Genomic DNA, 12,392 nt, shown 5'->3' on the forward strand with positions numbered 1-12,392 from the left:
GGTCCGGGCGTGCGGTGTCAGCCGGCCGCGAGCAGGGATGCGAGCCGACGGGACAGCGCGATGGTGGTCAAGGACGGGTTGGCGGCGCCCAGGCGGGGGAACACGGCCGGCCCGGCGGCGTACAGACCGGGCAGCGCGGGGAAGGCCTGGCGTGCGTCGAGCAGCCGGCCGAGCGGCAGACTGCCGCCCTCGTGGTCCTCGGTGCCGAGCAGGCTCGCCCAGGTCTCGGGCCGGCCGGTGGCCTGGCCGCGGGTGTGGTCGGGCAGCACCCGGGTGTTGTCGCGGTCGGCGTCGCCGAACCCGGTGAACTCCAGGGGTGCGGCGGGCAGTCCCAGTTCCCGTGCGGCCGCCGCCCAGAAGGCGCGCAGCAGGTCGCGCTGGCCGCCGATCATCTTGCGGTCCTCGGGCAGCAGTTCGGTGCGGACGTGCGCCCTCCAGGGCTGTCCGGCGGACGGCCGGCCCTCCACCACGCTGTCCTCGTTGGGGAGTTGCTCGCCGGTGACCCGTACGTCCAGCAGCGCCTCGCCGTGCCCCTCGTCGTGCACGTCCATCCGCAGGTAGGAGCGGAGCACGGGGTCCGCCGGCAGGTGGTACGAGCCGGGTGCGGGCAGCCGGCCGGCGGGCAGCCGGACCACGAAGCCCTGCACGATGTGGTCGGCGAGGCTGCCGAGCCGGGGGGCGCGCAGTGCGCCCGCCTCGGTGAGGGCGTGCGCGGCCAGCCGGGTGCTCTCCACGGTGCCCGCGCACAGCACCACGGTGTCGGCGGCGACCGTCGCCACGGTGCCGTCGGCGGCGCGCACCAGGACCCCGCGGGCCCGGCCGTTCCGCACGTCCACGGCGAGCACGTCGGTATCGCAGCGCACCCGGACGCCGGGGGGCGGGGCGGGGCGGCCGCCGGGCCCGCGCCAGGCGGCCAGCGCGGTGTACGCCTCCCAGCGGCCGGTGCCCGGCAGGTGCCGGCAGGCCCGGGGCAGGGGGCGGAACTCCCGACCGCCGAACGGGGTCCGGGCGGGCTGCGCGGGGTCCCACAGCACGCCGCCGCTCCAGGCGGTCAGGTCCGCGGTGACCCGGTCGTACCAGGACGGCCCTCCGGCGGCGGCGGTGGTCAGGTCGGCCACGACCTCGGCGGGCCACTCGGGCGTGCGCAGCGCCCAGTCCTCCAGCGGCAGGATGACGCCGTGCCAGTACAGGGACCGGCCGCCCAGCCGGCGTCGCAGCCCGGAGATGCCGGTGTAGTGCGGGGGCACGTCGGACCGCCAGGGCCGGTGGAAGTGCGGGTCGCGCTCTGGCGCGAAGACGACCTCGGTGGCGGCCCCCCGCGGGTGCGTCATGTGGATGTGGGACAGGTCCTCGCCGGGGCCCGCCTCCAGCAACAGGACGTCTTCGGCGCCGTGGCCGGCCAGCGCGGCGGCGAGTTCGACGCCCGCGAGGCCGCCGCCGACGATCACCGTCCGGGCGTGCCGCGGAGGAGGTCCCCACGGGCCCGGTCCCTCGGCACGGGAGGCGGCCAGGTCGTGGTGCGACGGGGGATTGCCGGACATCTCTGACTCCTCGCCTGATGCTTTCCCGCCTCCGGCCGTGAAGAGGCGACCTGATATCCGGGCGGCCGGTTCGCCGCAGCGTACCCATCCCGTTCGACTGCGTGTCTTCCCCGGTCGAACACGGCCGGGAGTTCCCGGTGGTCCGGGCGTACCGTGCGCACTGTGGCGTACGGCTGGTGGGGGTGCGTAAATTCCGATGCCCATCCGTCGCATTCTCGAAAGCGAGGGCAATCATGGGAAATGCACTGGCGATCTCCGGTGGACCGCGTCTGACGGAGCGGGAGTGGCCCAGTTGGCCACAGCCGGGCGAGCGGGCACTGAAAAGCCTCGAGGACGTATTGACCAGCGGCCGCTGGACCATCAGCTGCGCATATCAGGGGCGGCAGTCCTACGAGCGCCAATTCGCGGCCGCATTCGCGGACTACTGCCGTTCGGCGATGTGCGTGCCGATGGCGACGGGAACCGCCTCGCTGGCCATCGCGCTGGAGGCGTGCGGGGTGGGGGCCGGGGACGAGGTGATTGTGCCCGGTCTGAGCTGGGTGGCGTCCGCGTCGGCCGTGCTCGGCATCAACGCCGTACCGGTGCTGGTGGACGTCGATCCGGCCACGTACTGCCTCAATCCGGCGGCCGTGGAGTCGGCGATCACGGAACGGACGCGGGCCATCACCGTGGTGCACGCGTACTCGGCGGTGGCGGACCTGGACTCGCTGCTGGACATCGCCCAGCGGCACGGTCTGCCCCTGATCGAGGACTGCGCGCACGCGCACGGCGCCGGTTACGGCGACTGGCCGGTGGGTGCGTTCGGTGCGGCGGGGGTGTTCAGCATGCAGGGCAGCAAGTTGCTGACCTGCGGCGAGGGCGGTGCGCTGGTGACCGATGACGCGGAGATCGCCAACCGCGCGGAGCATCTGCGGGCGGACGGGCGGATCGTGCGCCAAGGACCGGTGGGCGTGGGCGAGATGGAGCTGGAGGAGACCGGCCGGCTGATGGGCAGCAACGCCTGCCTGTCGGAGTTCCACGCGGCGGTGCTGCTGGACCAGCTTGCCCTGCTGGACGGACAGAACGCCCGCCGGGTGCGTGCCGCCGACCATCTGACTGGCCGGCTCGCCGACATGGGGATGACGGTGCAGGACACCTCACCGGGCACCACCGCCCGGGCCTACTACCGCTTCATGGTGCGGCTGCCCGACGAGGTGCTGGCGGTGGCACCGGTGGAGCGGATCGCCCGGGCGCTCACCGCCGAGCTGGGCTTCCCGGTGATGCTGACCCACCGGCCGCTGAACGACAACCCGCTGCACCGGCCCGCCTCGCGCCGGCGGTTCGCCACCGACGCGCGCTACCTGGAGCGGGTGGACCCGGCGCGGTTCGACCTCCCGGTCGCCAAGCGCATTCATGAGAGCGTGGTGAGCTTCGGCCACGAGGTGCTGCTGGCCCCGCTCGACGCCATCGACGACATCGCCCGGGCGTTCCGGAAGGTCATGGACAACGTCCGGGAGATCCCTCGCTGAGGGGGTCACGGATGGGAGGCAGCACGTCCCCGCGGATCGCCGCGCCGAGCCGCTCGGCGAGAACCTCCGGGGTGGACACGTGCAGCGTGTGCATCCCCAGTTCCGCCCCCGCCCTCAGCACCGTGACGCGGTCGTCGACGAGCAGCGTCTCGGCGGCCGCCACCCGGCAACCCCGCAGGGCCTCGGTGAAGAACGACAGCGCCGGTTTCACCCGGCCGACGCGCCATGACGAGTACAGCGCGTCGAACAGGGCGAAGTGCCCGTAGGCAGCGTCCTTCATACGGTCCCAGTGCTCCGCCTCGTTGTTGGTGAGGACCGTCGTCAGGCCCGGCCGCTCCTCGCGCAGGCGGCGCAGGGCGCGGAAGTTGTCCCGGTGGGCACGGACGGAGCCCAGGTACGCGCGGTCCAGCCACCGCGCCTCCTCGGGTGTGATGCCGGCCGGTGGTCCCGTTCCGTCCGCGACGAGGCTTCTCAGCACCTGGTGCACATGGCGTGCGCCGCTCTCGTACCGGGGCGCCGACGCCTCCACGCGCCGGGCGAGTTCGGCGCGGTCCACGCCGTACCGGTCGGCGACCCGGTCGAGGAAGTCCGTCTCCTCGTTGATGTTGTTGTAGAGCACGCCGCCGGCGTCCACGAACAACGCTCGAATCATGCTTCAGACCCTTTCCCCCCGGGAGCCGGTGACGGCCCTGCGGGCTCAACGCCCCAGCAGGGGGGCGTAACAACCGCCGTCGGTGTGCGCGCAGGCGACGAGCATCCGGTACGGCTCCCAGTCCTCGTAGTCCTTCCTGCCGGGCTTGGCCAGCTCGCGCTCCAGGCCCCAGGTCTCGAGCTGGATGGAGTGGCCGATCAGCAGGTCGGCGTCCGCGTCGGTGCGCAGCAGCGGCCGGGCCAGTTCGGCCACCGCCTCCTGTAGCAGTGCCCGGTCGGCGCGTTCCCGGGCGGTCGACCCGGCGCCGACCGGCGGGGGCGCGAAGGCCAGCTTCACCACTTCATTCAGGTCGAGTTGTACGGGGGCGAGGACGGCGAACTCGAAGTCCAGCAGGGCCACCACGTCGGTGCCGTCCCACAGCGCGTTGACCGGGGAGAGGTCGCCGTGGTTGAGCACCCGGGGGGCATCGGGCAGGGCCGCCCAGTGGCGGTCGAGCGCGGTACTCAGCCGTGCGCGTTCGTCCCGGGTGAGCACCCCTGCCGTGTGGAGCCGCAGGAGGGCGGCCATGGCCTCGTCCGGGGAGATGGCGTAGAAGGGGTTGTGGGGCCGGGCCACGGCCGCGGCGGCGGCCGGGTCGACCCGGTGCACCGCCCGGGCGCGCTCCCACAGCCGGCGTGCCGCGGCCACCCGCCGTTCGCCGTCCAGGGTGTCCCAGGCGTCGTCCAGGCTGGTCGCGGCGATCTCCCGGGTGACGACCCACTCGAAACCGCGGGTCGCGCCGGAATCCAGAACCGTCGGGTAGCCCACCTCGGGTGGCAGCAGGGCGGCCAGCCGGGTCTCGCGGACCAGGTCTTGGACTCCGGCGGAGCCGGCGACGCGTACGGCGAGCCCGCCGCCCAGCCAGGTGGCGTTCGTCCAGCCGGCCGCGCGGCGCGCGGCGGCGAAGTCCGCGCCGTGGCGCCGGAAGACATCGGCGGCCACGGCGGCGGTCTCGGCGGCGCGCGCCGCGCGTTCGGCGCCGGTGGCGACGCCGGTCATCCGTGCGCCCTCAGTCGCAGTGACACGACCAGGCGCAGCGGGTCCGGGCCGTCGGGCAGCCGGAGCAGCGGCGGCACCTCGTGCCACATGCGCGGGCCGAGGAGGCGGGCGTCGCCGTCGCGGTCGTACATCGGCTCCAGGAAGCCCTGGCGCAGGACGCGCATGGAGCCGACGGTGCCGTAGCAGAGCGGGAACTGGAGGTTGAACCGGTCGAGGTCGGTGTCCTCCTCGGCGCCGTGCGGGCCGATGTAGTCGCCCTCGCGGTAGACCAGCAGGAACACCCGTTCGTAGTGCAGCCCGCGGCCGGTGATGGTGTCGACGACGGGCAGCAGCTGGTGGGCCGCGTGTTCGGCCCAGTCGAGCAGGCCGTGGTTCCGCAGGACGGTGGTGACGCGTTCGGCGTGGGCGGGTGAGTCGGTCTTGGTGTCGATTCGCCGCAGCCGGAAGCCGTAGCCGAGCCCGCCGTCGGCGGAGGTGTGCTCCTGGGCGTCGAGCTCGACCTCGTCGCCCAGTTCCCGGTAGGCCGACAGGGCCGCCGCCTTGAGCTCGGTGACATCGGTGACCCGCGGTATCTGGGCGCAGCGGTGGGCGGAGTAGTGGGCGCGCAGGGCGTCGATGCCGATGTCGGCGCCCTCGGTGCGGAACCGGCCGGTCGAGGCCACGGGCTGGGCGGAGTGGACGTCCACGGGAACCCCTCTTTTTCGCGGATGGTCGTCACGGTGGGCTGTCTTGGACGAGGCCGGGCACGCGTGACCCGGCGGGGACGGGCGCGGGGGTGGTTCAGGCGGTGCCGAGGACCACGAGGCGGCGGCTGCTGACGGTGAAGGTGCCGCCGGTCTCGTTCATGACCCGCGCGTGGGAGAAGCCGGCGGCCCGGAACCACTCGAGGATTTCGGGGGCGGTGAACATGCGGACGCTGTAGCGGGCCCGCTCTGCCTTGCCGTCGCGAATGGTGATCTTCTCCGCGTAGTAGCGGCTTGCCTCGGCGTCCAGTTCCTGGATGTCGACGGCCATGTCCGACCCCCGGCGCAGGATGTCGACGTGCATCTCGTGATTGGCGAGCACGCTCGGAATGTGCCGGTAGGGGGAATGCATGTCGAGCAGAAACCGGCCGCCGGGACGGAGCGCGCGGCGGTAGCGCCGGAGAATGTCGCGGTCCGTCTCGTCGTCGAAGTAGCCGAAGGAACTGTACCAGGAGACGGCCGCGTCGAATTTCGCCTCGAAGGACATCTCCCGCAGGTCGACGTGCCGGTAATCGACCTGGACCCCCATTTCCCGGGCCTCGCTGCGGGCCATCGCGAGAAAGCGCTCGTCGCGGTCGATGCCGACCACCCGATAGCCTCGCGAGGCCAGCACGTTTGCGTGTCGGCCGTGCCCGCACGGGGCGTCCAGGAGGTCCATTCCCGGTTCGAATCCGCCGAGTGCGACCATGCTCGACGCTTCCTTCTCACTCAGTTCCGGTGTGAGATCAGGGAGATCGAAGTAGTCGTAGTCGTCGCCGAAAAGGGCGTCCCAGTCCACATGCGGCTGCCTTGGGTTCATATTCCTCAGGCTAGGTTCGGAGCCGTATTCGCCGCAACGATTTCAATCGCCGTCCGCGTACTGCTATTTCATTCGCCGTGCCAGGCGCGCCACAGTGCGGCGTAGGCGCCGTCGGCGGCCAGCAGTTCGTGGTGGCTGCCCAGTTCGGTGATACGGCCGTTCTCGACGACCGCGATCCGGTCGGCGTCCTCGGCAGTGTGCAGCCGGTGCGCGATGGCGATGACGGACCGGTCGCTCAGGACGGCGGCCATGGCTCGTTCGGTGTGCCGCGCCGTGGCCGGGTCAAGCAGCGCAGTAGCCTCGTCGAGCACCAGGGTGTGCGGGTCGGCGAGCAGCAGCCGGGCCAGGGCCATCTGTTGGGCCTGTGCGGCGGTGAGGTCGTGCCCGGTGGAGCCGACCGGGGTGTCCAGGCCGTAGGGCAGGGCCGCCGCCCAGTCGCCCGCGCCGACAACGTCCAGGGCGCGGCGCACCTCGGTGTCGTCGGCGGCTGGCCGGGCGAGGGTGAGGTTCTCCCGCAGGGTGCCGCGGAAGATGTGGTGTTCCTGGGTGACCAGGGCTATGCGGCCACGCAGGTCGCGGGTGCTCAGCTCGACCAGCGGTACGCCGCCGAGGCGGACCGTACCGGAGCCGGGGTGGTAGATACCGGCGAGCAGCTTGCCGAGGGTGGACTTGCCGGACCCGGAGGGGCCGACGACGGCGAGCCGTTCACCCGGCGCGACTTCCAGGTCGACGCCGTGCAGGACGGGGCGTCCGCGCACGTAGGAGTAGGTGACCGCGCGGGCGGTGAGGTCCTGGCCCGCGGGCCCGGCGCCGGTGGGCTCGCGGTCGGCGGGCAGCTTGCTCACCCCGAGGACCCGGGCCAGCGAGGCCGAGCCGATCTGGAGCTCGTCCATCCAGCTCAGCACGTCGTCCAGGGGGAAGATGAGCTGCCGTACGTAGAGGGTCGCGGCGACCACCTGGCCCAGCGAGGCGAGGCCCTGGGTGTGGAGCAGCCCGCCGATGGCGAGGGTGGCGACCAGCGGGACGGCGTAGCTGAGCTCCACCAGCAGGTACCAGGAGCTGCGCAGCCACATGGTGTGCCGCTCGGCCCGGTAGGCCGTGCCCAGGTCGCGGTCGAGCGCCCGGCGGCGCCATTGCTGGAGGCCGAACGCCTCGGCGGTGCGGGCCCCTGGCACCGTCTCGGCGAGGCTGTCGCCGAGCGCCACGTAACTGGCCCCGCGCCTGCGGTAGGCGATGCCGGAGCGCCGTAGGTACCAGCGGGTGCCGATCCACAGGGGCGGGATGACGAGAAGGCTGGGCAGCGCGGTGAGCGGGCCGGTCAGCAGCAGGGCTCCGAAGGTGAACAGGCAGGTCAGTGAGGCGATCAGGGTCTCGGGCGCGGCGTAGCGGACGGTGTTGGTGAGGGCGTCGGTGTCGCGCGAGGCGCGGGTGATCAGGTCGCCGGGTTCGGCGTCCTCGACGGTGGACAGCGGCAGGTCCACCACCCGGTCGACGAAGTCCTCGCGCACCTCGGCGGTGATCTTCTCGCCGAACCGGCAGGAGCGCTGCACCGCACCGTAGGTGAGCGCTGCCTGGGCGACCAGTGAGGCCAGCAGGCCGAGGGCGAGCAGGTCGACGGTGCCGGCCGTGGTGCCGCCGACCACCTCGTCGATGAGCCGGCCGATCAGCCAGGGGGCGACCAGGCCGCACGCTGCGGCCAGTCCGTGCAGCGCCAGCAGCCGGCCGAGGTCGCCGGTGTGACGGCGGGCCAGGGCGCGGGCGTGCCGGCGTACCTCCGCCGTGTCGGCGACCGGCAGTGCTGCCCTGCTCATTCCGTGTTCTCCCGGGTGAGGAGGCTGGTGGCGGGCGCGTCCCCGGTGGGCTCCGCGCCGGTCTCGCGCTGGATGACCCGGCGGTACAGGGCGCTGGTGGCGAGCAGGTCGCGGTGGCCTCCGGTGGCGACGACCGAGCCGTCGTGGACGAGGGCGACCTGCTGGGCGTGGTCGAGCAGCAGCGGGCTGGAGCTGACGAGAACGGTGGTGCGGCCCTCGCGGGCGGCCCGCAGCCGGCGGCCGATCCGGTCCTCGGTGTGCGCGTCGACGGCGGAGGTGGGGTCGACGACGACGAGGACGTCCGGGTCAGCGAGCACGGCGCGGGCGAGGACCAGCCGCTGGCGCTGGCCGCCGGAGAAGCGGCTCCCGTCGGCGGTGATTTCGGTGTCCAGGCCGTCGGGCAGCGCCTCGACGATGTCCTCCGCGGCGGCCACCCGCAGCGCGGCGTGCACCTCGTCGCCTGCGGTGCGGTGCGGGTCGAGACTGTCGCGCAGGGGGCCGCGGAAGAGCCGGGAGCGGTTGTCGACCACGAGAACGCGTTTGAGGAGGTCGTAGCGGCGCAGCTCGGTCAGCGGCAGCCCGGCGTAGCGGACGGGCCCGTGGGCGTAGCCTCCGAGCCGGTCGGCCAGGTGTACGCCGTCGGCCGGCGGCGCGACGACCACGAGGAACGAGCCGGCGGTCACGACCAGTCCGGTGCGCTCGTCGACCAGGTCGTGCGGACCGGCGGGTATAGGGGTGCGGCCGTGCGTGCCGTCGGGCGGACCGGTCGGCAGGGCGAGCACGGCGATGGCGCGGCGGGCGGCGACGTGGGCGCGGGCGAACCGGTCGGCGGTGTCGGTGAAGATGGCGAGCGGTTCGACGAGGAAGGCGGCGTACGCGTAGAAGGCGACGAGCTCGCCGGGCGTGACCGCGCCGGTCAGCGCGGCGCGGGCGCCGATCCAGGTGACGGTGCCGACCAGCAGGCCGGGCAGCAGCACCTGGGCGGCACGGATCAGGGCCTCGGCGCCAGCGACCCGGGAGCCGGCGGCGCGCACCCGCTGGGAGCGCTGGCGGTAGGAGCGGGCGAAGGAGGTCTCGCCGCCGACGCCGCGCAGGACCCGGAGGCCGGTGACCACATCGGTGAGCCGGGAGGTCAGTTCGCCCTGGAGCTCCCGGTAGGCGCTCTGTCTGCGGTGCAGCGGGCGCAGGGTGTAGCCCATGGTGAGGATGATCGCGGGCAGGGCGACAATCAGGAGCAGGGCGAGGGAGGGCGACTGGTCGAGCAGCACCACGGCCACCAGCAGGGTCGAGACAACGGCGCCGAAGGCCCTGCCGACGACGTCGAAGGCGTTGCCGATGGTCGTCATGTCGGAGGTGCCGACGCTGACGAGTTCACCGTCGTCGACGCGGCGTTCGAGGTCCGCGCCGAGCCGGCCCGCGTGGCCGACCACGAGTTGCACCGTGCGGAAGCCCGCGGCCAGCGCGTTGTACATGCTCAGCCGGCGCCGGATCATGCCGGACACCGCCTGAACCACGCCGAGGCCGAGGAGCACGGCGGACCAGAGCAGCACGGCGCGCATGTCGCCGGGAACGAGCCCCTCGTCGATGGCCTCGCGGACGACGACCGGCATGAGTGCCTGCGAGCCGAGCCAGAGCAGGCCCAGGAAGGCCGCCGCGCTCAGTGGCCCGGCGATACGGCCGGCGAGCCACAGCAAATAGCGCGAGGCCGATCGGATATCGGGATGACCTGGGTCTGCGACGGGGAGCGGACGCATTGCGCGACGATATCGAGTACTCCGGACGGATCGTCAACTCCGTTGTGCCCGCGCCTTGTTCGTTGTTCGACTGCGTACGGTAAGCAGTCGAAAGGCCGGCCACCAGAGCCCCGCGCCGCTGTCGGCATGACGCGCTCCGGCGGCTGTTGCCCAGCTTCGTGCCACCGACCTAGTCTCGCCATTCCCTGACGCATCGACAGGCATCGGAGATTCGCCATGCTGGTTCACGCCACTCCGCCGACGGGTGCGGCGCTCATCGAGCGGAAACAACCGGATGACGACCGCGGGTCACCCACCCGCTCCTTACGCCCTTTCCGTTCGGGCGACTCACGCCCTCTCCGCTCAGGCGGCGTGCGCCTTCTCCGCTCAGGCGAACGGTGTGACGCGTCGTCCGGCCGCCGCCCGGGCACCCCGTGCTCCGCCCGCCGGCCCGGGTCGGCAGAAATTCCGGCGGGCAGCCGATGATCATCGTCGACACCGCGCTGCGCCGCCGCGCGGAAGAGGACCGGCCGATCAGGGTCGGCATGGTGGGCGCTGGCTACATGGGGCGCGGCCTGGTACGGCACATCTCCGCCTCGGTGCCCGGCATGCGGGTTGCGGCGATCTCCAACCGCAATCCGGCCAACGCCGAACGCGCCTACAAGGAGGCGGGGCTTGCGCCCGCGCGGGCCGACACTGCGGACGCGATCTCGGCAGCGGTGGGCGGGGGCCGGCCGGTGGTCACCGAGGACGCGTTCGCGCTGATCGCCGCGGAGGGCATCGACTGTCTGGTGGACGTCACCGGTGCGGTGGACTTCGGCGCCCGGATCACCATCGGCGCCATCGAGCGGGGCCTACCGGTGGTGACGATGAACGCCGAGCTCGACTGCACCGTGGGTCCGCTGCTCGCGCACCGCGCCCGCTCGGCCGGGGTCGTGCTCACCGGCGCGGACGGCGACCAGCCGGCGGTGCAGGCCAACCTGCTCCGCTTCGTGCGCAGTCTGGGCGTGACCCCGCTGGTGGCCGGCAACATCAAGGGCTTCCATGACGAGTACCGCACCCCCACCACCCAGCAGCCGTTCGCCGACCGGTGGGGCCAGAACGTCCACATGATCACCAGCTTCACCGACGGGACAAAGGTCTCCTTCGAGCAGGCGATCGTGGCCAACGCCTTCGGCTTCACCGTGCCCCGGCGCGGCATGTACGGACGCGACCACACAGGCCACGTCGACGAGCTGGCCCAGATGTACGACGTCGACGAACTGCGCGAGTTCGGCGGCATCGTGGACTACGTGGTGGGCACCAAGCCCGCCCCCGGTGTGTACGTCCTGGGCACCCACGACGACCCGGTGCAGCGCAGCTACTTGGAGCTGTACAAGCTGGGCCGAGGTCCGCTGTACGCCTTCTACACGCCCTACCACCTATGCCACTTCGAGGTGCCGCACACCGTGGTCCGTGCCGTGGACTTTGGGGACGCGGCCCTGACCCCGCCCGCGGGTCCCCGGGTCGATGTGGTGGCCACCGCCAAGCGGGACCTGCCGGCCGGCACGGTGCTGGACGGGATCGGCGGCTACGACACCTACGGGGTGGCCGAGTCGCACGCCGCGACACGGGCGGACGACCTGCTGCCGATGGGCATCTCTGAGGGCTGCGTGCTGCGCCGAGCCGTCGACAAGGACACCGTGCTCAGCTACGGGGACGTGACCCTCCCGCCGGGGCGGCTCGTCGACACGCTCCGCGCGGAGCAGGACAAGCTGTTCGCCGTCTGACCCCACCGCGGGAGAAGGAGGTGTACCCACTCCTCGGCACTCTCAACGTATAGCCCACCGGGGGGGGCTTGCGGCAAGGCCCCCGTGGTGCCGCAGAATCGCTGGATCAGGCCAGGAAGCTGCGGAAATGAAAGAATCACGACGTGCGTGCGGAGTTATCCGTCCATGAGTCACACGGTGACACCGCGCCGGTGTTCGCGCTCCCGGAGCGCCTCGCGCCCAAGGCCTGAACTCGTCTTGACCCTCCGGGACCTCGCCTGCGGCGAAGCCCGACATCAGGCGGTAGGTGTTCGCTCCCATCAAGTAGGTGGCCGCGGGCTGCTCGCCGAGCCATGCGAGGTACTCCGGGCCCTCCAGGCCCCAGAACCCGGGCCATCCCTGTCCCGATGCGTGGCCGTCGAGGGAGGTGATGAAATCGACGAGAAGCTCCGACATGGCGGTGTCCTTTCCTAGGTGTCATGAGCTTGGACCGGCCGGGAGCCACAAACTCATCGGCCGCGCTGTGGAGTAACGAGAAAACCCATGACGCGGCAGCCGATCGGGTCGGCGGACGGCACTGCTTCGGAGGGCCCGGAGGGCCGGTTCAAGGATGGGTTCTGAGGGCTACGGAGCGATGTCCTCAGTAGCTGTTGTCGTTCCGATCTTGAGGGCTGCGCGTCGAACGGGGTGCCCGATCGGGTGGTTGCCGCCGGCTGCGGGCATGACGGCAGGGCCTCTTGGTAGCTCGGGGTTGCGAAGCCAACCGAGATCCAGGAGACCCTGTTGCCGCAGTTGTACGTGCTCGCACCGGTGGAGTTC

At 72.2% G+C, this 12,392-nt stretch carries 9 protein-coding genes and 1 pseudogene; 2 read left to right on the forward strand and 8 right to left on the reverse strand.

Annotated elements, in window-relative coordinates:
- Positions 1-17 precede the first annotated feature (17 nt).
- Entirely contained in the window at positions 18-1,541 is a 1,524-nt protein-coding gene (locus EF387_RS43415) for a GMC family oxidoreductase (protein WP_128382115.1), read from the reverse strand.
- 233 nt (positions 1,542-1,774) lie between these two features.
- Between EF387_RS43415 and EF387_RS43420 the strand changes: the two genes are divergently transcribed.
- Positions 1,775-3,049 carry a DegT/DnrJ/EryC1/StrS aminotransferase family protein gene (locus tag EF387_RS43420; RefSeq protein WP_128382116.1) on the forward strand — a complete coding sequence of 425 codons (1,275 nt, stop codon included), beginning with the start codon at positions 1,775-1,777 and terminating at the stop codon, positions 3,047-3,049.
- On the opposite strand, the gene EF387_RS43425 is transcribed toward EF387_RS43420, so the two are convergent.
- The 6 genes from EF387_RS43425 to EF387_RS43450 form a co-directional block, all read right to left on the reverse strand.
- Positions 3,018-3,701, reverse strand: coding sequence for an HAD family hydrolase (locus EF387_RS43425; protein WP_128382117.1), 684 nt, complete (start codon positions 3,699-3,701; stop codon positions 3,018-3,020). The two genes, EF387_RS43420 and EF387_RS43425, sit on opposite strands and share 32 nt — an antisense overlap.
- Positions 3,702-3,746: 45 nt before the next feature.
- Positions 3,747-4,739 (reverse strand): phosphotransferase family protein, encoded by a 993-nt coding sequence (locus EF387_RS43430; RefSeq protein ID WP_128382118.1) that lies wholly within the window; start codon positions 4,737-4,739, stop codon positions 3,747-3,749.
- Positions 4,736-5,425, reverse strand: a complete 690-nt coding sequence (locus EF387_RS43435) for a StsF protein (protein WP_128382119.1) — start codon at positions 5,423-5,425, stop codon at positions 4,736-4,738. Before EF387_RS43435 ends, EF387_RS43430 begins: the two co-directional genes overlap by 4 nt.
- A gap of 94 nt (positions 5,426-5,519) precedes the next feature.
- Positions 5,520-6,281, reverse strand: coding sequence for an SAM-dependent methyltransferase (locus EF387_RS43440; RefSeq protein ID WP_128382120.1), 762 nt, complete (start codon positions 6,279-6,281; stop codon positions 5,520-5,522).
- A gap of 68 nt (positions 6,282-6,349) precedes the next feature.
- Positions 6,350-8,092, reverse strand: a complete 1,743-nt coding sequence (locus EF387_RS43445) for an ABC transporter ATP-binding protein (RefSeq protein ID WP_128382121.1) — start codon at positions 8,090-8,092, stop codon at positions 6,350-6,352.
- Complete coding sequence (locus tag EF387_RS43450) at positions 8,089-9,846, reverse strand: ABC transporter ATP-binding protein (RefSeq protein WP_128382122.1); 1,758 nt, start codon at positions 9,844-9,846, stop codon at positions 8,089-8,091. The genes EF387_RS43445 and EF387_RS43450 overlap by 4 nt, the downstream gene beginning before the upstream one ends.
- A 461-nt stretch (positions 9,847-10,307) precedes the next feature.
- Between EF387_RS43450 and EF387_RS43455 the strand changes: the two genes are divergently transcribed.
- The gene (locus EF387_RS43455; RefSeq protein ID WP_128382123.1) at positions 10,308-11,594 is read left to right on the forward strand and encodes an NAD(P)H-dependent oxidoreductase; all 1,287 of its coding nucleotides are present in this window, start codon (positions 10,308-10,310) and stop codon (positions 11,592-11,594) included.
- Positions 11,595-11,819: 225 nt separating this feature from the next.
- Here EF387_RS43455 and EF387_RS43460 read toward each other — a convergent pair.
- Positions 11,820-12,029, reverse strand: a pseudogene (locus EF387_RS43460) (dihydrofolate reductase family protein); the annotation flags it as partial.
- Positions 12,030-12,392 lie beyond the last annotated feature (363 nt).

Origin of the sequence: Streptomyces cavernae, from assembly GCF_004023625.1 — a bacterium.
In the GTDB taxonomy this organism is placed as follows: Bacteria; Actinomycetota; Actinomycetes; order Streptomycetales; family Streptomycetaceae; genus Streptomyces; species Streptomyces cavernae.

What these genes read in the sequence shown, in the direction of transcription:
- EF387_RS43440 (WP_128382120.1), bottom strand. Translation starts at nt 6,281, where the DNA reads ATGAACCCAAGGCAGCCGCATGTGGACTGGGACGCCCTTTTCGGCGAC.
- EF387_RS43420 (WP_128382116.1), top strand. Translation starts at nt 1,775, where the DNA reads ATGGGAAATGCACTGGCGATCTCCGGTGGACCGCGTCTGACGGAGCGG.
- EF387_RS43430 (WP_128382118.1), bottom strand. Translation starts at nt 4,739, where the DNA reads ATGACCGGCGTCGCCACCGGCGCCGAACGCGCGGCGCGCGCCGCCGAG.
- EF387_RS43415 (WP_128382115.1), bottom strand. Translation starts at nt 1,541, where the DNA reads ATGTCCGGCAATCCCCCGTCGCACCACGACCTGGCCGCCTCCCGTGCC.
- EF387_RS43425 (WP_128382117.1), bottom strand. Translation starts at nt 3,701, where the DNA reads ATGATTCGAGCGTTGTTCGTGGACGCCGGCGGCGTGCTCTACAACAAC.
- EF387_RS43450 (WP_128382122.1), bottom strand. Translation starts at nt 9,846, where the DNA reads ATGCGTCCGCTCCCCGTCGCAGACCCAGGTCATCCCGATATCCGATCG.
- EF387_RS43445 (WP_128382121.1), bottom strand. Translation starts at nt 8,092, where the DNA reads ATGAGCAGGGCAGCACTGCCGGTCGCCGACACGGCGGAGGTACGCCGG.
- EF387_RS43455 (WP_128382123.1), top strand. Translation starts at nt 10,308, where the DNA reads ATGATCATCGTCGACACCGCGCTGCGCCGCCGCGCGGAAGAGGACCGG.